Genomic DNA, 21,551 nt, shown 5'->3' on the forward strand with positions numbered 1-21,551 from the left:
CGCCATCCCGAGCGGGACGGTGGCGGCCCTGTTCCGTTTCCAGGTTCGGCGGTTGCGGTCGCCGCGGAAATGGGGCAAGAAGGCGGAGCAAACAATAAGGCACCGGTGTTCCCCTTGGGGACGGCGGTGCCCGTTCCCCTGAAACAGGGAATACTGAATTCTATCGGTTGGTGGAAAGGCGGGCGGCCGGGCAATGGACGTGACGGCGGACAACAACGCGCAAAGCAATAAGATCGACGACATCGACATCACGCGGATCATGAAGATGATCCCGCATCGCTACCCGATCCTGATGATCGACCGGGTGATCGATGTGACGCTGGGCGAAGGCGCCACCGGCGTGAAGAACGTCACGATCAACGAGCCTTTCTTCCAAGGCCACTTCCCGTCGCGCCCGGTCATGCCCGGCGTGCTGATCATCGAGGCGATGGCTCAGACCTCCGCCGTGCTGGTCGTGGCGACCCTGGGTCCCGACGCGGAAGGCAAGCTGGTCTATTTCATGACCGTCGACGAGGCGCGCTTCCGCCGCCCCGTCACCCCTGGCGACACCATCCACATCCACGTCACCAAGCAGCGTCAGCGCGCCAACGTGTGGAAGTTCAAGGGCGAGGCCAAGGTCAACGGCGTCCTCGTCGCTGAAGCCGTCTATTCCGCCATGATCCTGGACGAAAAATGACCGTGACCATCCATCCGTCCGCCATCGTCGATCCCGCGGCCAAGCTGGGGGAGGGGGTTAGCATCGGCCCCTTCTGCGTCGTCGGCCCCGACGTGACGCTGGGCGACGGCGTTCGGCTGGTTTCGCATGTTGCGGTCGACGGGCGCACCAGCATCGGCGCCGAAACCGTCATCTATCCTTTCGCGTCCATCGGACACCGGCCGCAGGATCTGAAGTTCCACGGCGAGCCGTCGGAACTCGTCATCGGTGCGCGCAATCAGATCCGCGAACATGTGACGATGAACCCGGGCACCGAAGGCGGCGGCATGATCACCCGTGTCGGCGACGACGGGCTGTTCATGATGGGCTCGCATGTGGCCCACGACTGCATCGTCGGCGACCATGTCATCATGGCCAACAACGCCACGCTGGGCGGTCACGTCACGCTGGGTGATTATGTCATCATCGGCGGGCTGTCGGCGGTGCGCCAGTTCGTGCGCATCGGCTCCCACGCCATGATCGGCGGCATGTCCGGCGTCGAGAACGACGTGATTCCCTTCGGCTTGGTCATGGGGGACCGCGCCCGCCTGGCCGGCCTGAATCTGGTCGGCCTGGAGCGGCGGGGCTTCAAGAAGGACGACATCCACGCGCTGCGTGCCGCCTATCGCATGTTGTTCGGTCCGGAGGGTACCTTTGCCGAGCGGGTGGATGAGGTCGGTCGCGATTTCGGCGAGCGTGCATTGATTTCGGACGTTCTCTCCTTCATCCGGGCCAAGGAAGCCCGGTCTCTCTGCCAGCCGCGCGAGAGCTGAGGCGACCGGCCGATGGCCGATACCACACAAGGCACCGGATCGCCGGCAGCGGGTCGGAAGCTGGCTATCCTGGCCGGCGGCGGTACGCTTCCGGCTCGCATCGCCAACGCGGTGCGCGGGCAGGGGCGCGAGGTCTTCATCGTTGCCTTCGACGGACACACCGATCCCGAGACGGTGGCGGGAGTGCCCCATGTCTGGAGCCGCTTCGGTGCCGCCGGCACGATCCTGCGGCGCCTGCACGAGGAGGGCGTGGGGGAGGTCGTTCTCGCCGGTCCGGTGAAGCGTCCCTCCTTCACCGAACTGATGCCGGATTGGCGCACCGCACGTTTCCTTGCCCGCGTCGGCACCCGCGCACTCGGCGATGACGGTCTGCTGCGCGCCGTTGTGCGCGAGGTCGAGGAGGATGGGTTCCGTGTGGTCGGATTGCATGATTTGTTGAAGGATCTGCTGACCGTTGCCGGGCCGGTCGGCCGTCTCGCACCCGATGCGGACGCGGAGCGGGACATCGCCCGTGCGGTCGAAGTCGCCCGCGCAATGGGCGCGCTGGACGTCGGGCAGGGTGCGGTGGTTCAGCAGGGAATCGTTCTGGCGGTCGAGGCAATCGAGGGAACCGACGCCATGCTCGCCCGCTGTGCCGCATTGGCGCGTCCGGGAACCGGTGGTGTTCTGGTCAAGGTGAAGAAGCCGAAGCAGGATCGCCGCATCGACCTTCCCACGATGGGTGTCACCACGGTGGAAATGGCCGCGGCTGCCGGACTGCGGGGGATCGCGATCGAGGCGGGCGGCAGCCTGCTGGTGGACCGCACTGCGGTGGCGGAGGCTGCGGATCGCCTCGGCCTGTTCGTTGTCGGTATCGAGATTCCGCAATGAGCGGCCCGCTTGCCGCCGACGGCGGTCCTACGCTGTTCCTGATTGCCGGCGAGCCGTCCGGCGACGCGCTGGGCGCCCGGCTGATGGCTGCGGCCAAGCGGCTGACCAGCGGAAAGGTGAGGTTCGTCGGCATCGGCGGAGAGAAGATGATGGCGGAGGGGCTGGTCAGCTTCTTTCCCATGGCGGAACTGACCCTGTTCGGCGTCTTCGAACTGCTGCCGCACCTGCCTAACCTGATCCGTCGTATCGACCAGACGGTCGCGGAAGTCATGCGCGTACAGCCCGACGCCGTGATCGGCATCGACTCGCCTGGCTTTACCGTGCGCGTGGCGAAGAAGGTGCGTGCGGCGGCACCCTCCATCCCACTGATCCATTACGTCGCACCGACGGTCTGGGCCTGGAAGCCGAAGCGTGCGGCGAAATATGCCGCCATCTACGATCATCTGCTTGCCGTGCTACCCTTCGAGCCGCCCTATTTCGAAAGGGAAGGGCTGGCCTGCACGTTCGTCGGCCATTCCGTGGTCGAGGGCGGAGCGGGGAAGGGCGACGGTGTCGGCTTCCGCAATCGTCATGGGATCGGACCGGCAGACCGCGTGGTCGCCGTTCTTCCAGGCAGCCGCAAAGGCGAAGTGTCGCGCTTGCTGCCGGATTTCCGTGCAACGCTGGAGCGGTTACTCCCCTCCCACCCGACTTTGATGGCGGTGGTGCCGACAGTGGCCACGGTACGCGACCGGGTGGCGGCGGCGATCGCCGACTGGCCGGTCCGAACTGTGCTGGTGGAAGGCGACGCTGAAAAATACGATGCCTTTGCCGCGGCGGAAGCGGCACTCGCCGCGTCCGGCACTGTTTCTCTGGAGTTGGCTCTTGCGCGGCTGCCGACGGTCATCGCCTATCGGCTCAATCCGGTCACGGTCGCGCTCTATCGTCGGTTGATCCGGGTGAAATACGTCAACCTCGTCAACCTGATGCTTGATCGGATGCTGGTTCCCGAACTGCTGCAGCAGGATTGCCGTCCGGATAGACTGGCCACCGAATTGGGGCGCCTGCTGGACGATCCGGCGGCACGTCAGGCGCAGATCGATGGCGTTGGCGAGGTGGCCCGCTGGTTGGGGCAAGGCGACACTCCGCCCAGCGAACGGGCCGCCCGTGCGGTTCTGGACGTCATTGCGGAGCGACGCTTGAATGGGCCCCAAGAGGGAAAGCCCTGAATGGGAGATCAGAGACCATGAGTGAATTTCGTCTGCTGCACACGATGCTGCGCGTGCTGGACCTGGAGAAGTCGCTGGACTTCTACACGCGGTTGCTCGGCATGAAGCTGCTGCGCCGCAACGACTATGAGGGTGGCCGCTTCACCCTCGCCTTCGTCGGTTATGGCGAGGAGTCCGATACCGCCGTTCTGGAATTGACCCATAACTGGGATCAGAAGGAGCCGTACGAGATCGGTACCGCCTATGGTCATATCGCGCTCGGCGTTCCGGACATCTATGCCACCTGCGAAAAGCTGGCGGCCGAAGGTGTCAAGATTCCGCGTCCGCCGGGTCCGATGAAGCATGGAACCACGGTGATCGCCTTCATCGAAGACCCGGACGGGTACAAGGTGGAACTGATCGAGAAGAAGTGAGCGGCCCTTCGGTCAAGGGTCGTGAGGAGGGGCGTGGTCGGTGATGACCGCGCCCTTTTTTGTTGGCGCGGGCCCGGCCACATGGCGGAAGCGTTCGCGATAATTGGCCGGGCTGAGCCCCAGCCTGCGGCGGAAATGGTGACGGAGGGTGGCGGCGGAGCCGAAGCCGGTCAGGGTCGCCACCTCCTCCACCGGCAGGCTGCTCGTTTCCAGGAGGTCACGGGCGCGGCTCAGCCGCTCGGTCAGCAGCCAGTCGCCGGGCGTGGTGCCGGTCAGGGACTGGAACCGGCGCAGGAACGTGCGGAGACTCATCCCCGCCCGCGATGCCATGCCGGACAGGCTGTGTTCTTCCGACAGCCTCTCCCGCAAATGATCGAGCAAGGGGGCTAGGCGGGCTCCTTCGCGGGCGGTCGGCACCGGCGTTTCGATGAATTGGGCCTGCCCGCCCTCGCGGTGGGGCTGAACGACCAGACGGCGGGCCACGCTGTTTGCCGCCTCTGGTCCGAAATCGCGGCGGACCAGATGCAGACAGAGGTCGATGCCGGCTGCACTGCCGGCCGAAGTCAGGATGTTGCCTTCGTCCACATACAGCACGTCGGGCATCACCCGGATATCGGGGTAGAGTTCACCGAGCGTCGCGGCATATCGCCAGTGCGTGGTCGCCCGGCGTCCGTTCAGAAGCCCGGCGGCGGCAAGAACGAAGGTGCCGGAGCAGATCGACAGGATGCGCGTACCGCGTTTGTCGGCCCGGCACAGCGCGGCGATCAGGTCGCCCGGCACCGGTTCCCGTGCGCCGCGCCATCCGGGGATGATGATGATGTCGGCCTGGTTGAGCAGGTCGAGCCCGCCATCGGCCTCCACGCGGATGCCGCCCACCGCGCGCAGCGGTCCGGCATCGAGTGCGGCGACCGCGAAGCGGTACCAATCCGGCCCGAGTTCCGGGCGCGACAGGCCGAACACCTCGACGGCGACGCCGAACTCGAAGGTGCAGAGGCCGTCATAGGCGAGGGCTACGACAAGCGGGGGCGTGGCGTTTGGCATGATCTGCACGATAGCTGGCAGTTGCGCCACTTTCCAGTCGAAGGAGCGATTGGAATGATGTGGTCATCACTTCCAACTAGACTCCAGCAACGAGGATCCCATGCCCAGTCTCGTCACCGAAATTCCTGCTGCGCCGTCCGAGTTGGCGGCGGCTCATTTTACGAAGCGGCTATCGCTGGAGACTGATTGCTGGGACGTTCATGAGACGCTGAAATCGGGAACCCGGGACTTCATCCTGCTCGATGTCCGCGGCCCCGCAGCGTTCGCGCGGGGGCATCTGCCCGGAGCGCTGAACCTGCCGCATGGCAAGATCACCGAGCGGCGGATGGTGGATTGGCCGGACGGCACGCTGTTCGTGGTCTATTGCGCCGGACCCCATTGCAACGGTGCAGATCGCGCCGCCTTGAGGCTGGCCAGGATCGGGCGGCCGGTCAAACTGATGATCGGCGGCATCACGGGGTGGATTGACGAAGGTTTCGCACTGGAGTGTGAGACCTGAGGCGTCGCCTCAGATGAAGACGATCCCGGCGATCAGTGCCAGGATCAACAGGTAAACGATCAGCCGGCGGACGCGCCAGCCTAGCGGCGCCCTGTTGTCGTTGGCCGGCGGGCGCAGACGCACCCGCCGGGCCGGAACGATGTACGCAGTCGGGTCTTGGGCGGCTCCGTTGGAGCCGCCCATTCCCATGTGGGCTGTGGGCCGGTTAGCCACGCTCGGCCAGCGGCACGAACGGCCGCTTGGTGTCGCCGGTGTAGAGCTGACGCGGACGGCCGATCTTCTGCACCGGGTCTTCGATCATCTCCTTCCACTGGCTGATCCAGCCGACGGTGCGGGCCAGCGCGAACAGCACGGTGAACATGCTGGTCGGGAAGCCCATCGCCTTCAGGATGATGCCCGAGTAGAAGTCGACGTTCGGATAGAGCTTCTTCTCGATGAAGTACTCGTCCGACAGGGCGATCTTCTCCAGCTCCATCGCGATGTCCAGCAGCGGCTCGTCCTTGATGCCGAGCTCGCCCAGAACCTCGTGGCAGGTCTGGCGCATGACCTGGGCGCGCGGGTCGTAGTTCTTGTAGACCCGGTGGCCGAAGCCCATCAGGCGGAAGTTGTCGTTCTTGTCCTTGGCGCGGCGGACGAACTCGGGGATGCGATCCACCGAGCCGATCTCCTCCAGCATCTTCAGCACGGCCTCGTTCGCGCCGCCATGGGCCGGACCCCACAGCGAGGCGATGCCGGCGGCGATGCAGGCGAACGGGTTGGCGCCCGACGAACCGGCCAGACGGACGGTCGAGGTCGAGGCGTTCTGTTCGTGGTCGGCATGCAGGATGAAGATCTTGTCCATCGCCTTGGACAGGATCGGGTTGACCTTGAACGGCTCGCAGGGCGTTCCGAAGGTCATGTAGAGGAAGTTCTCCGCATACGACAGGTCGTTGCGCGGATACATGAAGGGCTGGCCGGTCGAATACTTGTAGGCCATGGCCGCGATCGTCGGCATCTTGGCGATCAGGCGGTGCGCGGCGATCTTGCGTGCCTGCGGATCGTTGATGTCCAGCGAGTCGTGGTAGAAGGCCGACAGGGCGCCGACGACACCGCACATGATCGCCATCGGGTGGGCGTCACGGCGGAAGCCGCTGTAGAACTTGGTCAGCTGCTCGTGCACCATCGAGTGGCGGCGCAGGATGTTCTCGAACTCCGTGCGCTCGGCCGCGGTGGGCAGATGGTTGTTGAGCAGAAGGAAGCAGACTTCCGGGAAAGTCGAATGCTCGGCCAGTTCATCGATGGCGTAGCCGCGGTGCAGCAGCACACCCTCGTCGCCGTCGATGTAGGTGATGCCCGATTCGCAGCTACCCGTGGAGGTAAAGCCCGGATCGTAGGTGAAATAGCCGGTCGCGGCGTAGAGCTTGCGGATGTCGATCACGCTCGGCCCGACGCTGCCGTGCATGATCGGCATCGTGACCTGCTTGCCCGTCTTATTGTCGATGAGGGTTACGGTGTCCTTGCCGTCCTCAGTCTGGGTCATCTCGGCACGTCCTTATCGTTGAGGGTCGGGCTTGGCGCCCTTTTTTCGTCGGCGCAGCATAGTTCCAAGGCTGCCCGATGGCAACGCACGGAAGTGACCATTATGCTGCACCCGCTGCATCGCGAATGCGAGAAAGCGTCGCTTCGCGGCCCAGCAGTTCGGCCACTTCGAAGATCGGCGGCGACACCGTCGACCCGGTCAGCGCGGCGCGCAACGGCTGCGCCACCTTGCCCAGCTTTTCGCCCCGTGCCTCGGCGAAGGCGCGGACCTGCGATTCCAGCGCAGCGGCGGTGAATTCCGGCTCTTGGGCGAAGGCCGCCGCCAGTTCTTTCAACAGATTGCGGCCCTTTTCGTCCAAAAGCGCCGATGCTTTTTCGTCATAGCTGAGCGGCTGCGGCGCGACATAGAAGCGTGCGCTCTGCGCCAGATCGACCACGGTGCGGGCGCGCTGCTTCAGACCATTCATCGCCCGCGTCAGAAGGTCGCGTTCGGCGTCGCTCAGGCCGCGTCCGAGATCCGCTTCCAAGCGCGGGGCGACCAGGCCGACCAGTCGGGAATCGTCGGCAAGCCGCATGTAATGGGCATTCAGATTCTCGAGCTTGGCGAAATCGAAGCGCGACGGCGAGCGGCCGATGCTCTCCAGGTTGAACCACTCGATGGCCTGTTCGGTCGAGATGATCTCGTCGTCGCCATGCGACCAGCCGAGCCGCAGCAGATAGTTGCGGACCGCCTCCGGCAGATAGCCCATGTCGCGGTAGGCGTCGACGCCCAGCGCACCGTGGCGCTTGGACAGCTTGGCGCCGTCGGGGCCATGGATCAGCGGGATATGGCCGAAGCGCGGCAGGTCCCAGCCCATGGCGTTGAAGATCTGGATCTGACGGAAGGTGTTGGTCAGATGGTCGTCGCCACGGATCACATGGGTGACGTTCATGTCGTGATCGTCGACCACCACAGCCAGCAGATAGGTCGGCGTTCCGTCGGCGCGCAGCAGGATCAGATCGTCCAGCTGGGCGTTCTGCACCGTCACCTCGCCCTGGACGAGGTCGTTCAGGACGGTCTCGCCCTCCTGCGGCGCCTTCAGCCGGATCACCGGGGCCACGCCCGGAGGGGCATCGGACTCGGGACGGTCGCGCCAGCGGCCATCATAACGCATCGGCTGCCCGGCCGCCTTCTGGGCCGCGCGCATCTCCTCCAGCTCCGCCGGGCTGCAATAGCAGCGATAGGCCTTGCCGGCGGCCAGCATCTGGTGCGCCACCTCGGCGTGGCGGTCCTTGCGCTCGAACTGGCTGACCGCATCGCCGTCCCAATCCAGGCCCAGCCACTGCAGCCCGTCCAGGATGGCGTCGACCGCCGCCTGGGTCGAGCGTTGCCGGTCGGTGTCTTCGATCCGCAGCAGGAACTTGCCGCCGGTGTTGCGGGCGTACAGCCAGTTGAACAGGGCGGTGCGGCCACCGCCGATGTGCAGAAAGCCGGTCGGCGACGGAGCGAAGCGGGTGACGACGGTCATCGGTCTCTCAATTTCCGGTTCGGCGCTGGTATGATGCGCCGGTGGTTCGACATCGTGGTTTAACACAGCCACCCGGCTTGGAGGCAATGCGATGCATGCATGGACGGTCGCTGAAGGGCCCGCGGGCGGCATCGCTGGGCCGGGAAGCCGCTGCCGGTGACTGCCGCCGGCTGGCCGGATGAGACGGCGGACGGCCCACCGGCGCTCGGCGGACGGTGGCGGCGCCTGTTGGTGCGCGCGGGCGGGCGACTCGCGGCATTGGCAGGGGCCGAGGGGGAGCGTTGGGTTCTGTGGCTGCCTGTCGCTTTCGGGGCGGGGGTGTCGCTGTATTTCGGCTTGCGGCAGGAGCCGGTCTGGTGGGGCGGGCTCGCGGGTGTCGGTGGGGCGGTTGTTCTGCTGTTGGCGGTGCGGCGCTGGTTCGCATTGGCCGGAGTGGCGATGGCTCTGCTGATGGTGGCGGCCGGATTTCTGGTGGCGCAGGCGCATACGGTCCGCATGGCGGCGCCGGTCCTGGCCCGAAGCATCGCTGGCGCCACCGTCACCGGCCGGGTGATGGCGGTGGAGCGGCGGCCGGGTGCCGTGCGGATCACATTGCGCGAGGCGACGGTCAGCAGACTGGCACTGGAGCAGACGCCGGCCGCCTTGAGAATCCGCCTGTCCGACCGCAATCCCGCGCCCGTCCCGGGATCGGTGGTTCGGCTGCGGGCGACGCTGTTGCCGCCGCAGGCGCCGGCCGAACCCGGAGCCTTCGACTTCCAGCGACGGGCCTGGTTCATGGGGCTGGGTGGAACCGGCTTCGCCACGGGGGCGGTAGAGCAGGTGGAGGCACCGCCGGTGACGGGCTGGAACACTGTCGCCATCGCCTTCGAACGGGCGCGGGGAGCCATTGCGGAGCGTGTCGCGGCGGCGATCGGCGACCCGGTGGAGGCGAGCGTCACCACCGCACTGCTGAATGGCGAGGAGTTCGGCATTCCGGAGGCGACGCTGGACGATTTCCGCAACAGCGGGCTGGCGCATCTTCTGTCGATTTCCGGCCTGCATGTCGGCATCGCGGCGGGCATCCTGTTCTATGTGGTGCGGGCGCTGCTGGCGTCGGTCCCCTATATCGCGCTGCGATGGCCGATCAAGAAGATCGCGGCGCTGTTCGGGATCGTGTCGGCGCTGGCCTATACGTTGCTGGTCGGGGCGCCGTTGCCGACGGTGCGGTCGGTGCTGATGACCGGCATGGTGATGGGCGCGATCATGCTGGATCGCCATCCGCTGAGCATGCGGCTGGTCGCCTTCGCCGGTCTGGTCACCATCGCCATGGACCCGGAGGGAATGCTGGGGCCGAGCTTCCAGATGTCGTTCGCGGCGGTGGTGGCGCTGATCGCGGCGTTCGAGCGCGGCAGTGTCAGGCTGGCGGAGTGGCGGCGCGACGCGGGGTGGCTTGGGCGCGGGCTGTTCTATGTCGGCGGGATCCTGCTGACCAGCGTGGTGGCGACGCTGGCGACCTTGCCCTTCTCGCTCTTCCACTTTCAGCAGATCGCCTTCTATGGCGTGCTGTCGAATCTGATCGCGATTCCCATCACATCCTTCTGGGTCATGCCGTGGAGCCTGATCGCCTATGCGCTGCTGCCCTTCGGGCTGGAGGCGCCGGCGTTGATCGCCATGAACTGGGGCGATCGGGCGGTGATCTGGACCGCGGCGTTCTTCGGCCGGTTGCCCTGGGCCTCGCTGACGGTGCCGGCGATGCCGGCGGAGGGATTCGCGGCGCTGGTGGCGGGCGGACTGTGGCTGTGTGTATGGAGGCGGCGGTGGCGCTGGTTGGGGATGCTGCCGATCCTGGCGGGGTTGGCCTCGCCGATGCTGGTGGAACGGCCGGATGTGCTGGTGGCGGGGGACGGGACGGTGGTGGCGGTGAGGCTGCCGGACGGGCGGCTCAGTGCCTCGGGCAAGGGAGGCGGGCGGGTGACCGAGACCTGGAGGGAACGCGACGGGGAGCGGACGGCAGCGGATCCCTGGCCGGCGGCGGGGCGATGGAGCGAGGGTGAGCGGTCGCTGAGTTGCGATGCTCTCGGGTGTCTGTACCGGCTACGGGGGAAGACGCTGGCGTTGCCACGGCTGCCGGACTCGCTGGACGAGGATTGTGGAGCGGCGGATGCGGTGGTGACGGCGGCGGTGGCCCGGGGATGCCGGGCTGGCGTGGTCGTCGACCGATGGGCGCTGCGGCATGAAGGGGCGCATACGCTGACGGTGACGGCCGAAGGGATAAAGGTGGAGACCGTGCGGGGGCTTAGGGGAGACCGGCCTTGGACCGGGGGGAGGTGAGAGATGCTGTTGCCCCTCCCTATCCCTCCCCCGCTTCGCGGGAGAGGGAACTCCGCTGCTCTGCCGCTCACTCCCTCTCCCACCAAAGGTGGGGGAGGGTTGGGGAGGGGGCAACAGGGCCTCAGTACTTGCGGACCAGACCGACCAGCTTGCCCTGCACGCGGACGCGGTCGGCGCCGAAGATGCGGGTTTCGTAGGCGGCGTTGGCGGGTTCCAGGGCAACCGTATTGCCCTTGCGGCGCAGGCGCTTCAACGTCACCTCGCCTTCATCGACCAGGGCGACGACGATGGTGCCGTTCTCCGCCGCGTCGCAACGCTGGATGATGATGGTGTCATGGTCGAGGATGCCGGCCTCGATCATCGAGTCGCCGGAAACCTCCAGCGCATAATGGTCGCCGGCGGTCAGCATCGAGGCGGGGATGTCGACGAAGGCGCTGTTGTCGCGCAGAGCTTCGATCGGCGTGCCGGCGGCGATGCGGCCGTAGAGCGGAAGCTGAACGGTCTCGTTGGCGGCGGCGGGCGTCGCGGCGGGAGGCGTGGTGTCGCGGCTGGCGAAGGCGAAATCGCCCTTGATGACGTTGGGCTGGAACTTCGGCTTGGGCGCGGCGCTGCGGCTGCGGGCGGCGTCCAGGCCTTCCGGCAGGCGGAGAACCTCCAGCGCGCGGGCGCGGTGGGGCAGGCGGCGGATGAAGCCGCGCTCTTCAAGCCCGGTGATGAGGCGGTGGATGCCCGACTTGGACTTCAGCCCCAGGGCGTCCTTCATCTCGTCGAACGACGGCGAGACACCGCCCTGGCCGAGCCGTTCGTGGATGAACAGCAGCAATTCGTGCTGCTTGCGCGTGAGCATGGATGCCTCCCGGCCGTCGCCAGACTGAAGATGGAACAAAAACCAAACGTTGCCTCCATGTTCTAGTTTGGTTCCTGCCGCGCGTCAAGCCCCCCGTCGGCTTCTTTTAGAACTTGAACGGAACATTTGGAACGCCGTGAAACAGTCTTCGCGGTGTTGTTCAACTGTTCAATCCGCCGTTCGGGGGCCTGTCGCCAAGTCTAGATGCTGAGCGCTCCATCGGTCAGGGGAAGCACCGTCACCATGGCGCCGGCCGGTTCCGGGTCGGCGTTGGGCGGGCGGGGGATCAGGCAATCGGCCTGGGCGTAGAGGGTGGTGATGGCGCTGTCCTGCCGGGCGAAGGGGGTGACGGTCAGGGCGCCGTCCGGGCTGGTGGCGAGCGTCGCGCGCAGATACTCTTCGCGCCGGTCGTTGGCCTTCAGCGCGGTGGTCAGGCGGGCGCGCAGCGGCAAGCGGTCGTCCTCGGGCGGCAGCCCCTGCAACAGGCGCAGGATCGGGCGCAGGAACAGGACGGCGGTGACACCGGTGGACACCGGGTTGCCGGGCAGGCCCAGCAGAGGCACCGACCCGGCGCGGCCGAACATCAGCGCCTTGCCCGGTCGCATTGCCACAGTCTGCACCTCCAGGGCCACGCCGCGTTCGGCCAGCACGTCGCGCACGAGGTCGTAATCGCCATGGGCGGCCCCGCCGGTGGTGACCAGCAGGTCGCAGCCGGCGGCCCCCTTCGCCAGCGCCGCCACGCTCTCCGGGGTATCCTTGGCGACCCCCAGATTGTGGGCGAGGCCGCCTTGGGCGGTCACCAGGGCGCAAAGGCCGAGCGCGTTGGTGCTGACGATCTGGCTCGGACCCAGCGGATCGCCGGGCAGGGCGATCTCGTCGCCGGTGGCGAGAATGGCGATGCGCGGCCGGCGGTGGACCGACAACCAGGGCACGTTGCCGCCGGCGGCCAGCGCGATGTCGCGGGCGGTCAGGCGCCGGCCCTTCGGCAGAAGTTCCTGGCCCAGGATGAAATCGAAGCCGGCTTCGCGGACGAAGCGGCCGGCAACCACGGCGCGGCCGATGCGGACGATGGTGTCGTCGGCGCTGCAATCCTCCTGCATCACCACGGCGTCGGCACCGTCGGGAAGGGGCGCGCCGGTGAAGATGCGCACCGCCTCGCCCGGGCCGACGCTGCCGGTGTAGGCATGGCCGGCGGCGGATTCGCCGATGCGGCGCAGCGGGATGGGAGCCTCGGCGGTCGCGGCGGCGATGTCGGCGGCGCGCACGGCCCAGCCATCCATCGCGGCGGCATGGAAGGGCGGCTGGGTCAGCCGCGCGACCACCGGTTCGGCCAGCACGCGGCCGAGCGCGTCGGGCAGGGCAACGGTCTCCGCCGGCAGAGGGGCGAAGGCCGACAGGATGCGGGCGCGCGCCTCGGCGACGGAGATCATCGGCTCATGCTCCAGCGTTCGGGGCGGCGGCACCCCATTCGCCGCTCTTGCCGCCGGCTTTGTGCAGAAGGCGGACGTCGGTGATGGTCATGCCGCGGTCCACCGCCTTGCACATGTCGTAGACGGTCAGGGCGGCGACGGTGACCGCGGTCAGCGCCTCCATCTCCACGCCGGTCTGGCCCTTAAGCTTGCAGGTCGCGGTCACGTCCACGGCATTGCGCGCGGGGTCGCAGGACAGGTCGACCTTGACCGAGGTCAGCATCAGCGGGTGGCACAGCGGGATCAGGTCCGGCGTGCGCTTGGCCCCCATGATGCCGGCCAGCCGGGCGACCGACAGAACGTCGCCCTTCTTCACCCCGCCCTGCATGATGAGCGCCAGGGTTTCCGGCAGCATCAGCACACTGGCTGCGGCGGTGGCGGTGCGTTCGGTCTCCGCCTTGTCGGAGACGTCGACCATCACCGCCTTGCCTTCGGCGTCGAAGTGGGTGAAGCCGGTCATCGGACGGTCTCCAGCAAGGGCTTTTCCATGAAGACGCTGACGCCGTTGTCCGCATAGCAGGCGTAAGGGCCGCGGTCGGTGAATCCGGCCTTGCGGTAGAGCGCCAGCGCCTCGTGCTGGTGGATGCCCGATTCGAGCAGCAGGGCGGTCAGCCCCTCATCCCGCGCCTGCTCCTCCAGCCGGGCGAGCAGACGGTCGCCGATGCGGTGGCCGCGGGCAGCGGCATCGACATACATGCGCTTCACTTCGCCATAGCCGGCGGGATCGACCCGCAGGGCGGCGCAGCCGACCGGAACGCCGTCCTTGCGGGCGACGAAGAAGCGGACGTCCGGCGCCTCCAGGGAGTCGATGTCCAGCAGGTGGCAGGTGTCCGCCGGATAGAGGTCCAGAAGATAGCGGTCGAGCGCGGCGACCAGAGCGATCACCGCATCCTGGCGCGGGCTTTCCGCGGCGATCATCACATTGGTCATGGCATCACACCGGGGCCAGCAGGGCGCGGGTGGCGGCGGTCACGTCGGCCTGCCGCATCAGCGATTCGCCGACCAGGAAGCAGCGCGCCCCGACCTTCGCCATCCGGGCCAGATCGGCGGGTGTGTAGAGGCCGCTTTCCGCCACCAGCATGCGGTCGGCCGGCACGTTGGCCGCCAGTTCCTCCGTCGTCGCGATGTCGACGGCCAGCGTCTTGAGGTTGCGGTTGTTGACGCCCAGCAGCGGCGTTTTCAGCAGCAGCGCACGGTCCAGTTCGGCGCGGTCATGCACCTCGACCAGCACGTCCAGACCCTGGGCAAGCGCGGCATCCTCGATCTCCGCCGCCTGGGCGTCGGACAGGGACGCCATGATGATGAGGATGCAGTCGGCGCCCAGCGCGCGGGCCTCCACGATCTGATAGGGATCGACCATGAAGTCCTTGCGCAGCACCGGCAGATCGACCGCGGCGCGGGCGGCGACCAGATACTCGTCCTTGCCCTGGAAATAGGGCTCGTCGGTCAGCACCGACAGGCAGCTGGCGCCTCCCTCGCGGTAGGCGCGGGCAAGGGCCGGCGGGTCGAAGTCGGCGCGGATCAGGCCCTTGGACGGGCTGGCCTTCTTGATCTCGGCGATCAGGCCATAGCGGCCGGCCTCCACCGCGGCGCTGAGCGCCCGGATGAAACCGCGCGGCGGGTTGGTTTCGTTGGCGGCCTTCGCGGCAGCCTCCACCTCCGACAGCGGACGGGCGGCCTTGCGGGTGGCGACCAGCGCGCGCTTGTCGTCGTTGATGCGGGTCAGAACGTCGCTCATCAGGCCACCGCCTCGTTGGTGATGGCGACCAGCCGGCGCAGGCGGTCGCGGGCGCCGCCGCTGTCGATGGCGTCGGCGGCCATGGCCACACCTTCCTTCAGCGTCGCGGCCTTGCCAGCCACATGCAGGGCGGCGGCGGCGTTCAGCAGGACGATGTCGCGGTAGGGGCTGCGCACCCCGTCGAACAGGGCGTGGATCGCCTCGGCGTTGACCTGGGCGTCGCCGCCCTTCAGGTCCTCGATGCGGGCACGGGGCAGGCCGGCATCCTCCGGCGTCACCTCGAACACCGACACCTCGCCGTCCTTCAACTGGGCGACGGTGGTGGGGCCGGTGGTGGTGATCTCGTCCAGCCCGTCGGAGCCATGGGCGACCCAGGCGGCCTCGGACCCCAGCCGCTTCAGCACCTGCGCCAGCGGCTCCACCCACTGCTTGGAGAAGACGCCGAGCACCTGCCGCCTGGCGGTCGCCGGGTTGGCGAGCGGTCCAAGCAGGTTGAAGACGGTGCGGGTGCCAAGCTCGACGCGGGTCGGGCCGACGTTGCGCATGGCGAGGTGGTGGCGCGGCGCCATCAGGAAGGCGATGTGGGCATCCCACAGCGCCTTGCGCACCAGCGCGAAGTCGCAGTCGAGGTTGACGCCCAGCGAGCCCAGCACGTCGGCGGCCCCGGATTTCGAGGAGATGGCGCGGTTGCCGTGCTTGGCGACCGGCACGCCGCAGGACGACACCACAAGCGCCGCGGCGGTGGAGATGTTGTAGGTGCCGGCGCCGTCGCCGCCGGTGCCGCAGGTGTCGATGGTGCCGGGAGGCGCCTCGACCGGGATCGCCTTGGCGCGCATGACGCGGGCGGCGCCGGTGATCTCGTCCACCGTCTCGCCGCGGACGCGCAGCGCCATCAGGAAGCCGCCCATTTGCGACGGGGTGGCATTGCCGGACATGATGATGTCGAAGGCGAAGCCGGCCTCGGCCTCGGTCAGGGCGGCGCCGGTGGCGACCTTGCCCAGGATGGCCTTCATGTCGGACAGATCGCCGCTCATGCTGCGCTCTCCAGGGCCGCGTTCTCCAGGCGAGGATTGGTCAGATCCAGGAAGTTCTGCAGGATCTTGTGGCCGTGTTCGCTCTCGATGCTCTCGGGATGGAACTGCACGCCGTGGATCGGCAGCTCGCGGTGTGCCAGCGCCATGATCAGGCCGTCGGCGGTCTCGCCGGTCACCTCCAGGCAGGCGGGCAGCGTGTCGCGCTCGACGATCAGCGAGTGGTAACGGGTGGCACGGAACGGGCTGGGTAGGCCGGCCAGTACGCCGCGGCCCTCATGCCGGATGTTGTCGACCTTGCCGTGCATGGGGACCGGCGCGCGGATCACCCGGCCGCCGAAGGATTGGCCGATGGACTGGTGGCCCAGGCAGACGCCCAACAGCGGCAGGCGGGCCTCGGCGGCGGCGTCGATCAGGGGCAGGCAGATGCCGGCGCGGTCGGGGTCGCAGGGGCCGGGGGAGAGCACGATGCCGTCGGGGCGGAGAGCCATCGCCTGTTCCACCGTCAGGGCGTCGTTGCGGCGGACCTGCACGTCGGCGCCAAGCTCGCCCAGGTAATGGACGAGGTTGTAGGTAAAGCTGTCGTAGTTATCGATGAGCAGCAGCATGCGCCTTCCGCCTTCCACCTTCGCCCGGCCAACTTCGTCCGGGCCGTCTGGACCGTTCCGGCCCTGTTCCAACGCGGGGCCGTTCCGGCCCTGTTCCAACGAGGAACACCCTAGCGGCTGAGGGGGCGGATTTCCAGCCTCCGCGCAGAACTTCGCCGCTTCACCGGCAGTCAAGCTGCGGCGGCGCCTTCGGGTCGTCCAGCACGGTGCCGCGGATGTCGGTCGCCAGCGTCAGGGTGCAGCGCCGGATGTGGCGCTGCAGGTCGGCGGCGAGCGTCGCCTGGGTGTCGCGATAGCGGCAGACCAGGAACACGTTGCGTTGCCGGGCGCCGGTGAACTCCCAGACCTGAACGATGCTGCGGCCGCGCCGGACCTCGCGGTCGGGAGCCAGGGTGGCGGGCGCGGCGCTGGTCATTTCGCTGGCGCGGTCGCCCTCGACGATGGTGATGCCGGCGAATCCGTGGCTGTCGCGGCCGGGATAGGGCGACCAGCCGCCGGGGGCGTCGGGCTGTGCCTGGACCGTCAGTCCGGCCGGGCATTGCAGGCCGCCGGCGGCCTGCGCCGGGGCGGACGTGGCCAGCAGGAGCGCTGCGGTAACAAAGATCGGACGCATCGGACGGACTCTTCAGGGTGGGTTTGGCCGGTGAGCGCAGGGGGCCTGCCGCCCCGGCCTTTTGCGCCGTTTGGGCGGTTGCGGCGACGACGACGGGGTGCCACTGTGCGGCGCCCCGGTCGCAGGATGGACATCGTCACCATGGCCCGCAAGGCGCCTTCGAAAGCACGCAAGACTTCGCTTCCCCCGTTTCTGTCGAATCCCTTCGTTCTGGCTTTGGCTGCGGTCGCCGTGGTGTTCGCCGTGGCGATGGGCGTCGCGACTCTGACCGGTGGACGGTCCGGCGGCGGGCAGGCGCAGCAGGCGCCGGTTCAGCAGGCTGCGGTGCCGCCTGCGCCTCCCTCTGTGCTGCCCGCGACGCCGCCTTCATCGCCTGCGGTCAAGGCCGAGACACCGGCGCACGCGGCGGAGGGGCCGGAACATGCGGTGCCGGAAAAGCCGGCGCAGGACAAGGCCGAGGCGCGTCCACCCGCCACGACGGTGGCGATGCTGCCGCCGCCGGTCCCTCCCGCCCTGCCGCCGGTGCAGGCCCCAAGCGGCAATGCCGCGCTGTGGCGCAAGAACGCGCTGCCGGCCGAGGTGCCGCCGGGCAAGCCGATCATCGCCATCGTCATCGACGACATGGGGCTGGACCGCAAACGCTCGGCGCGGATGGCCGGGCTCCATGGGCCGCTGACGCTGTCCTGGCTGCCCTATGCCCGCGATCTGTCGGCCCAGTCGAAGGCGGCCCGCGCCAACGGGCACGAGCTGATGCTGCACATGCCGATGGAACCCAGCGTGAAGGCCGATCCGGGGCCGAACGCTCTGCTGGTCTCGCTGGACAAGGGCGAGATCGTGAAGCGGTTCCGCGCGGCGCTGGACAGCTTCGACGGTTATGTCGGGGTGAACAACCATATGGGCAGCCGTTTCACCGCCGACAGGGCGGCGCTGGCGCCGGTATTGGCGGAGCTGCACCGCCGCGGGCTGCTGTGGCTGGATAGCCGGACGACGCCCAACAGCGCCGGGATCGGGTTGGCGAAGGAGCTGAAGATGCCCTGGGTCGGCCGCGACATCTTCCTCGACAACGAAGAGACGGTGGCGGCGGTGAAGGCCCAGCTGGCGAAGACGGAACAGGTGGCAAAACGGCAGGGCTATGCCGTCGCCATCGGCCACCCGCATGATGCGACAATCGAGGCTCTGGCGTCCTGGCTGCCGGACGTGCAAAAGCGTGGCTTCGTTCTTGTCCCGGTCAGCGCGGTGGTGCGGACGCACCATGCCGGCGGCTGACCCGACCGAAAAGGGGAGCCCTGTGACGATGGCCGATGCGTACAAGGTGGATGGAATGACCTGCGGCGGCTGCGCCCGCTCCGTTTCCAACGCGATCACCAAGGCGGCCCCCGATGCCGCGGTGACCGTCGATCTCGCCACCGGCACCGTGCTGGTCGATGGCGACGTTCCCGCCGATGTGGTGCGGCAGGCGGTCGAGGCGACCGGATTCGATTTCGCTGGGGCTGCTGCCTGACCGATTTGGGTGCGGCGCAACAAAACCATTTTCTTGATATGGATATTGCGGCATGCTCGGGGCGATGCGATCCGTTCCGCGAGGGTGCAATGCCGCTCTATTCCTATCGCTGCAAGGCCTGCGACCATGGGTTCGAGACCCTGGTGCGCTCCGGTGAGACTCCCGCCTGCCCGTCCTGTGGCAGCGCCGACCTGACCCGCCAGCTGTCGAACGTGGCGCCGGAAGGAAAGTCCGGCGCCGTTGTCCAGTCCGCCCGCCGGATGGCGGCCAAGGAAGGGCACTTCAGCAACTATTCCCGGTCGGAGCGGCCCAAGGCGTAGGGCGGCCTCAGGCCACTTCGGCGGTCACCGTCGCGGCGATCCACGCCTCTACGCGCTCGGCCGCCGACTGCCAGTCCTGCTCCAGCATCATCGCATGGCCCATGCCCGGCATGAACACCGGCGGGGTGCCCAGCGCGGCCGCGGTGGCGACGACCTCGGCACGGGGGAACAGCAGGTCTTCCTCCGCGCCCATCACCAGCATCGGCATGTCGCGCGGCGGCAGGACGGGGAAGGGGATCCAGCCACCGATGTCCAGCAGGACGCGGCGCGATTCCTCCTGCAGGCAGCTCTCGTACTTGGCCGCTTCGGCGCGCGGCATCTTGTCGGAGAACATGGCGCGGCGGATGGCGTCGGGGTCGATCGCCTTCTCGCCGAAGGTCATCAGCATCGACATCTGCTGGAACACATAGGGCGAGCGCCAGGCCAGCCCCATGGTGGAGGACAGCAGGCCATAGGGCGGTGCGGACGCCATCAGCACGCCGGCCGGAAACCGGCGCTTCGCCAGCGCGCGCTGCACCACCATGCCGCCCATGGAATGGCCGATCAGCACCGGCGGGGACGAGAGGCGATCGGCCGCCTCCAGCACGTCGTCGACATAATCGGCGATGCCGAAATCATGAAGCCGGTCGCGTCCTTCGCTGTTGCCATGGCCGCGCAGCGAGACGGCATGGGCTTCCCACCCACGCGCGGCGAACCAGGGCAGGAACTTGGCATCCCAGATCCAGGCGCCGCTGAAGGCGCCGTGGACGAACAGGAGCGGCGGCATTTTCGGCCTGCCGGCGGGAAGGCGGTTGATGATTTCCAGGGTCGACATCGCATCGCAGGTTGTTGTTTTGCGTTGCAATAAGCATGGTGGGGGAGAGGCTGGCTGTCCAGCCATGGGGCGGGCAACCCTGCCCTGTAAGGGGACTTGCACCGTTTGACGCCGCAGGTGCGGTTTGCGACAGTCCGGACCCGCAACGCAGAACCGGAGACCGCCCGTGCCGAACCCGCCGGTCCTTGATCCCGCGACGCTGGCCGCCGAAACCGGCGCCACCGACTATCCGCAGCCGTTCCGGGCGCAGGTCGCCGGGCGGCACCGGGTCGTGCTGGGCGATCCGCTGGGCCTGAGCAATTTCGGCGTCAACCTGACCCGGCTGGCGCCCGGCGCCTCGTCGGCCTTGCGCCATTGGCACAGCAAACAGGACGAGTTCGTCTATGTGGTGGAGGGCGAACTGACGCTGGTGACCGATGCCGGGGAGACGCTGCTGACCGCCGGCATGTGCGCAGGATTTCCGCATGGCGTCGCCGACGGGCACCGGCTGATCAACCGCGGCGACCGCCCGGCCAGTTATCTGGAGGTCGGCGACCGCAGCGCCGGCGACGAGATCGACTATTCCGACGAGGACATGGTCTGGCGCGACGGCGCCTATCGGCATCGCGACGGGACCGACTGGGAATGACGGTCGGGGGAATGAGCACCGACCTGACGCTGGTGCTGGGCGGCGCGCGGTCGGGCAAGAGCCGCTATGCCGAGGGGCTGGTGACGGCGCTTGGGGGCCCGCGCGTCTACATCGCGACCTCGCAGGTGTGGGACGCCGAGATGGCGGAGCGCGTGGCGAAGCACCGCGACGACCGCGGTCCCGGCTGGACCACGGTGGAGGAGCCGCGCGACCTGACCGGGGTCCTGCGTGCCCATGCCGCCGAGGGCACCGGCATCCTGGTCGATTGCCTGACCCTGTGGCTGACCAACCTGATGATGGCGGAGGCCGATGTCGCGTCGGAGAGCGCGGCGCTGGAGGAGCTTCTGCCGACCCTGCCGGGCCGGGTGGTCCTGGTCTCAAACGAGGTCGGGATGGGCATCGTGCCCGACAATGCGCTGGCGCGCCGCTTCCGCGACCATGCCGGCCGCCTGCACCAATCCATCGCGGCCGTGGCGCCGCGCGTCGTGCTGACCGTCGCCGGTCTGCCGATGTTCGTGAAGGGAACACCCGTATGACCGACTCCGACGAGATCAACCGCCGCCATGCCGAGAAGATGAAGCGGCGCAAGGCATTGCAGGAGCGGGCGCTGGCCTCCAAGACGGTGGAGAAGGGACTGCTGATGGTCCACACCGGCAAGGGCAAGGGCAAGTCCACCGCCGCCTTCGGCCTGATGATGCGCGCCGTCGGCCACGGCATGCGGGTGGGCATGGTCCAGTTCGTCAAGGGCGCCTGGTCCACCGGCGAGACGGTGGCGCTGGAGCGATTCGAGGATCTGGTCGATTTCCACACGATGGGCGAGGGCTTCACCTGGGACACCCAGGACCGCGCCCGCGACATCGCCGCGGCCGAGGCCGCCTGGGCCAAGGCCAAGGAACTGATCGCCGACCCGCGCTATCGCCTGATCGTGCTGGACGAACTGAACATCGTGCTGCGCATGGACTATCTGCCGCTGGACGAGGTGCTGGCCACGCTGGCCGCCCGCCGGCCGGACCTGCATGTCTGCATCACCGGCCGCAACGCCAAGCCGGAACTGATCGCCGCCGCCGACCTCGTCACCGAGATGACGCTGGTCAAGCACCCGTTCGAGGCCGGGGTGAAGGCCCAGCCCGGCATCGAGTTCTGAGCCA

The 21,551-nt window shown here is 68.0% G+C and carries 26 protein-coding genes; 13 read left to right on the forward strand and 13 right to left on the reverse strand.

What is annotated here, in order from left to right:
* Window positions 1-193: 193 nt before the first annotated feature.
* Genes fabZ through gloA form a run of 5 tightly spaced genes read left to right on the forward strand, consistent with a single transcriptional unit; the run spans window position 194 to window position 3,958 of the window.
* Window positions 194-676, forward strand: coding sequence for a 3-hydroxyacyl-ACP dehydratase FabZ (gene fabZ, locus FZ029_RS16230; RefSeq protein WP_085089229.1), 483 nt, complete (start codon window positions 194-196; stop codon window positions 674-676).
* Window positions 673-1,467, forward strand: a complete 795-nt coding sequence (gene lpxA, locus FZ029_RS16235) for an acyl-ACP--UDP-N-acetylglucosamine O-acyltransferase (RefSeq protein WP_109151385.1) — start codon at window positions 673-675, stop codon at window positions 1,465-1,467. Before fabZ ends, lpxA begins: the two co-directional genes overlap by 4 nt.
* A 12-nt stretch (window positions 1,468-1,479) precedes the next feature.
* Window positions 1,480-2,337 (forward strand): UDP-2,3-diacylglucosamine diphosphatase LpxI, encoded by an 858-nt coding sequence (lpxI, locus tag FZ029_RS16240; protein WP_149270099.1) that lies wholly within the window; start codon window positions 1,480-1,482, stop codon window positions 2,335-2,337.
* Window positions 2,334-3,545: a lipid-A-disaccharide synthase gene (gene lpxB / locus FZ029_RS16245; protein ID WP_149270100.1), complete on the forward strand. Its 1,212-nt coding sequence runs from the start codon at window positions 2,334-2,336 to the stop codon at window positions 3,543-3,545. Before lpxI ends, lpxB begins: the two co-directional genes overlap by 4 nt.
* 17 nt (window positions 3,546-3,562) lie before the next feature.
* Window positions 3,563-3,958: a lactoylglutathione lyase gene (gene gloA / locus FZ029_RS16250; protein ID WP_149270101.1), complete on the forward strand. Its 396-nt coding sequence runs from the start codon at window positions 3,563-3,565 to the stop codon at window positions 3,956-3,958.
* Between the two features lie 12 nt (window positions 3,959-3,970).
* On the opposite strand, the gene ftrA is transcribed toward gloA, so the two are convergent.
* A complete protein-coding gene (ftrA, locus tag FZ029_RS16255; protein ID WP_149270102.1) occupies window positions 3,971-4,999 on the reverse strand; it encodes a transcriptional regulator FtrA in 1,029 nt (342 codons plus the stop codon).
* Between the two features lie 100 nt (window positions 5,000-5,099).
* On the opposite strand from ftrA, the gene FZ029_RS16265 reads away from it, so the two are divergent.
* A complete protein-coding gene (locus tag FZ029_RS16265) occupies window positions 5,100-5,498 on the forward strand; it encodes a rhodanese-like domain-containing protein (RefSeq protein WP_149270104.1) in 399 nt (132 codons plus the stop codon).
* 9 nt (window positions 5,499-5,507) lie between these two features.
* Here the strand turns inward: FZ029_RS16265 and FZ029_RS33025 are convergent, their stop codons facing one another.
* The 3 genes from FZ029_RS33025 to gltX form a co-directional block, all read right to left on the reverse strand.
* A complete protein-coding gene (locus tag FZ029_RS33025; RefSeq protein WP_158280154.1) occupies window positions 5,508-5,681 on the reverse strand; it encodes a hypothetical protein in 174 nt (57 codons plus the stop codon).
* Window positions 5,682-5,703: 22 nt separating this feature from the next.
* On the reverse strand, window positions 5,704-7,017 hold the full coding sequence (gene gltA, locus FZ029_RS16270) for a citrate synthase (RefSeq protein ID WP_149197138.1): 1,314 nt from the start codon (window positions 7,015-7,017) through the stop codon (window positions 5,704-5,706).
* Window positions 7,018-7,117: 100 nt separating this feature from the next.
* Window positions 7,118-8,524 (reverse strand): glutamate--tRNA ligase, encoded by a 1,407-nt coding sequence (gene gltX, locus FZ029_RS16275; RefSeq protein WP_149270106.1) that lies wholly within the window; start codon window positions 8,522-8,524, stop codon window positions 7,118-7,120.
* 156 nt (window positions 8,525-8,680) lie between these two features.
* Here gltX and FZ029_RS16280 point away from each other — a divergent pair, with 156 nt between their 5' ends.
* Entirely contained in the window at window positions 8,681-10,834 is a 2,154-nt protein-coding gene (locus tag FZ029_RS16280) for a ComEC/Rec2 family competence protein (protein WP_149270109.1), read from the forward strand.
* A gap of 121 nt (window positions 10,835-10,955) precedes the next feature.
* On the opposite strand, the gene lexA is transcribed toward FZ029_RS16280, so the two are convergent.
* The 8 genes from lexA to FZ029_RS16320 form a co-directional block, all read right to left on the reverse strand.
* Window positions 10,956-11,681, reverse strand: coding sequence for a transcriptional repressor LexA (lexA, locus tag FZ029_RS16285; RefSeq protein ID WP_149270111.1), 726 nt, complete (start codon window positions 11,679-11,681; stop codon window positions 10,956-10,958).
* Between the two features lie 200 nt (window positions 11,682-11,881).
* A complete protein-coding gene (glp, locus tag FZ029_RS16290) occupies window positions 11,882-13,111 on the reverse strand; it encodes a gephyrin-like molybdotransferase Glp (protein WP_149270113.1) in 1,230 nt (409 codons plus the stop codon).
* Window positions 13,112-13,115: 4 nt separating this feature from the next.
* Window positions 13,116-13,610 carry a cyclic pyranopterin monophosphate synthase MoaC gene (gene moaC / locus FZ029_RS16295; protein WP_149270115.1) on the reverse strand — a complete coding sequence of 165 codons (495 nt, stop codon included), beginning with the start codon at window positions 13,608-13,610 and terminating at the stop codon, window positions 13,116-13,118.
* Window positions 13,607-14,080 carry a GNAT family N-acetyltransferase gene (locus FZ029_RS16300; RefSeq protein WP_149270117.1) on the reverse strand — a complete coding sequence of 158 codons (474 nt, stop codon included), beginning with the start codon at window positions 14,078-14,080 and terminating at the stop codon, window positions 13,607-13,609. Before FZ029_RS16300 ends, moaC begins: the two co-directional genes overlap by 4 nt.
* Window positions 14,081-14,084: 4 nt before the next feature.
* Window positions 14,085-14,888, reverse strand: coding sequence for an indole-3-glycerol phosphate synthase TrpC (gene trpC / locus FZ029_RS16305; protein WP_149270119.1), 804 nt, complete (start codon window positions 14,886-14,888; stop codon window positions 14,085-14,087).
* Entirely contained in the window at window positions 14,888-15,922 is a 1,035-nt protein-coding gene (gene trpD, locus FZ029_RS16310; protein ID WP_149270121.1) for an anthranilate phosphoribosyltransferase, read from the reverse strand. The genes trpC and trpD overlap by 1 nt, the downstream gene beginning before the upstream one ends.
* Window positions 15,919-16,527: an aminodeoxychorismate/anthranilate synthase component II gene (locus FZ029_RS16315; protein WP_149270123.1), complete on the reverse strand. Its 609-nt coding sequence runs from the start codon at window positions 16,525-16,527 to the stop codon at window positions 15,919-15,921. Before FZ029_RS16315 ends, trpD begins: the two co-directional genes overlap by 4 nt.
* A 160-nt stretch (window positions 16,528-16,687) precedes the next feature.
* The gene (locus tag FZ029_RS16320; protein WP_149270125.1) at window positions 16,688-17,140 is read right to left on the reverse strand and encodes an STY0301 family protein; all 453 of its coding nucleotides are present in this window, start codon (window positions 17,138-17,140) and stop codon (window positions 16,688-16,690) included.
* A 126-nt stretch (window positions 17,141-17,266) separates the two neighbouring features.
* Between FZ029_RS16320 and FZ029_RS16325 the strand changes: the two genes are divergently transcribed.
* The 3 genes from FZ029_RS16325 (at window position 17,267) to FZ029_RS16335 (ending at window position 18,961) form a co-directional block, all read left to right on the forward strand.
* A complete protein-coding gene (locus FZ029_RS16325) occupies window positions 17,267-18,406 on the forward strand; it encodes a divergent polysaccharide deacetylase family protein (RefSeq protein ID WP_247892329.1) in 1,140 nt (379 codons plus the stop codon).
* A 28-nt stretch (window positions 18,407-18,434) separates the two neighbouring features.
* On the forward strand, window positions 18,435-18,641 hold the full coding sequence (locus tag FZ029_RS16330; protein WP_149270127.1) for a heavy metal-associated domain-containing protein: 207 nt from the start codon (window positions 18,435-18,437) through the stop codon (window positions 18,639-18,641).
* Window positions 18,642-18,730: 89 nt separating this feature from the next.
* A complete protein-coding gene (locus tag FZ029_RS16335) occupies window positions 18,731-18,961 on the forward strand; it encodes a zinc ribbon domain-containing protein (RefSeq protein WP_149197127.1) in 231 nt (76 codons plus the stop codon).
* 7 nt (window positions 18,962-18,968) lie between these two features.
* On the opposite strand, the gene FZ029_RS16340 is transcribed toward FZ029_RS16335, so the two are convergent.
* Window positions 18,969-19,775, reverse strand: coding sequence for an alpha/beta hydrolase (locus FZ029_RS16340; protein WP_149270130.1), 807 nt, complete (start codon window positions 19,773-19,775; stop codon window positions 18,969-18,971).
* A gap of 166 nt (window positions 19,776-19,941) precedes the next feature.
* Between FZ029_RS16340 and FZ029_RS16345 the strand changes: the two genes are divergently transcribed.
* From FZ029_RS16345 to cobO, 3 genes are read left to right on the forward strand one after another with little or no spacing between them, the layout of a single operon-like run.
* Window positions 19,942-20,403, forward strand: coding sequence for a cupin domain-containing protein (locus tag FZ029_RS16345; protein ID WP_149270132.1), 462 nt, complete (start codon window positions 19,942-19,944; stop codon window positions 20,401-20,403).
* Between the two features lie 11 nt (window positions 20,404-20,414).
* Complete coding sequence (gene cobU / locus FZ029_RS16350) at window positions 20,415-20,939, forward strand: bifunctional adenosylcobinamide kinase/adenosylcobinamide-phosphate guanylyltransferase (RefSeq protein WP_149270134.1); 525 nt, start codon at window positions 20,415-20,417, stop codon at window positions 20,937-20,939.
* Window positions 20,936-21,547 (forward strand): cob(I)yrinic acid a,c-diamide adenosyltransferase, encoded by a 612-nt coding sequence (cobO, locus tag FZ029_RS16355; protein WP_149270136.1) that lies wholly within the window; start codon window positions 20,936-20,938, stop codon window positions 21,545-21,547. The genes cobU and cobO overlap by 4 nt, the downstream gene beginning before the upstream one ends.
* Window positions 21,548-21,551 lie beyond the last annotated feature (4 nt).

It is taken from the genome of Azospirillum sp. Sh1, from assembly GCF_008365135.1.
Lineage (GTDB): Bacteria > Pseudomonadota > Alphaproteobacteria > Azospirillales > Azospirillaceae > Azospirillum > Azospirillum oryzae.

Excerpts from the sequence above, each read along its gene's own strand:
- FZ029_RS16335 (WP_149197127.1), top strand. The coding sequence starts at position 18,731 with ATGCCGCTCTATTCCTATCGCTGCAAGGCCTGCGACCATGGGTTCGAG.
- moaC (WP_149270115.1), bottom strand. The coding sequence starts at position 13,610 with ATGACCGGCTTCACCCACTTCGACGCCGAAGGCAAGGCGGTGATGGTC.
- trpD (WP_149270121.1), bottom strand. The coding sequence starts at position 15,922 with ATGAGCGGCGATCTGTCCGACATGAAGGCCATCCTGGGCAAGGTCGCC.
- ftrA (WP_149270102.1), bottom strand. The coding sequence starts at position 4,999 with ATGCCAAACGCCACGCCCCCGCTTGTCGTAGCCCTCGCCTATGACGGC.
- lexA (WP_149270111.1), bottom strand. The coding sequence starts at position 11,681 with ATGCTCACGCGCAAGCAGCACGAATTGCTGCTGTTCATCCACGAACGG.
- gltX (WP_149270106.1), bottom strand. The coding sequence starts at position 8,524 with ATGACCGTCGTCACCCGCTTCGCTCCGTCGCCGACCGGCTTTCTGCAC.
- FZ029_RS16265 (WP_149270104.1), top strand. The coding sequence starts at position 5,100 with ATGCCCAGTCTCGTCACCGAAATTCCTGCTGCGCCGTCCGAGTTGGCG.
- FZ029_RS16330 (WP_149270127.1), top strand. The coding sequence starts at position 18,435 with ATGGCCGATGCGTACAAGGTGGATGGAATGACCTGCGGCGGCTGCGCC.
- lpxA (WP_109151385.1), top strand. The coding sequence starts at position 673 with ATGACCGTGACCATCCATCCGTCCGCCATCGTCGATCCCGCGGCCAAG.
- lpxI (WP_149270099.1), top strand. The coding sequence starts at position 1,480 with ATGGCCGATACCACACAAGGCACCGGATCGCCGGCAGCGGGTCGGAAG.
- fabZ (WP_085089229.1), top strand. The coding sequence starts at position 194 with ATGGACGTGACGGCGGACAACAACGCGCAAAGCAATAAGATCGACGAC.
- glp (WP_149270113.1), bottom strand. The coding sequence starts at position 13,111 with ATGATCTCCGTCGCCGAGGCGCGCGCCCGCATCCTGTCGGCCTTCGCC.
- gloA (WP_149270101.1), top strand. The coding sequence starts at position 3,563 with ATGAGTGAATTTCGTCTGCTGCACACGATGCTGCGCGTGCTGGACCTG.
- FZ029_RS16320 (WP_149270125.1), bottom strand. The coding sequence starts at position 17,140 with ATGCGTCCGATCTTTGTTACCGCAGCGCTCCTGCTGGCCACGTCCGCC.
- gltA (WP_149197138.1), bottom strand. The coding sequence starts at position 7,017 with ATGACCCAGACTGAGGACGGCAAGGACACCGTAACCCTCATCGACAAT.
- FZ029_RS16300 (WP_149270117.1), bottom strand. The coding sequence starts at position 14,080 with ATGACCAATGTGATGATCGCCGCGGAAAGCCCGCGCCAGGATGCGGTG.
- trpC (WP_149270119.1), bottom strand. The coding sequence starts at position 14,888 with ATGAGCGACGTTCTGACCCGCATCAACGACGACAAGCGCGCGCTGGTC.
- lpxB (WP_149270100.1), top strand. The coding sequence starts at position 2,334 with ATGAGCGGCCCGCTTGCCGCCGACGGCGGTCCTACGCTGTTCCTGATT.
- FZ029_RS33025 (WP_158280154.1), bottom strand. The coding sequence starts at position 5,681 with ATGGGCGGCTCCAACGGAGCCGCCCAAGACCCGACTGCGTACATCGTT.
- FZ029_RS16340 (WP_149270130.1), bottom strand. The coding sequence starts at position 19,775 with ATGTCGACCCTGGAAATCATCAACCGCCTTCCCGCCGGCAGGCCGAAA.
- cobO (WP_149270136.1), top strand. The coding sequence starts at position 20,936 with ATGACCGACTCCGACGAGATCAACCGCCGCCATGCCGAGAAGATGAAG.
- FZ029_RS16315 (WP_149270123.1), bottom strand. The coding sequence starts at position 16,527 with ATGCTGCTGCTCATCGATAACTACGACAGCTTTACCTACAACCTCGTC.
- cobU (WP_149270134.1), top strand. The coding sequence starts at position 20,415 with ATGAGCACCGACCTGACGCTGGTGCTGGGCGGCGCGCGGTCGGGCAAG.
- FZ029_RS16325 (WP_247892329.1), top strand. The coding sequence starts at position 17,267 with ATGGACATCGTCACCATGGCCCGCAAGGCGCCTTCGAAAGCACGCAAG.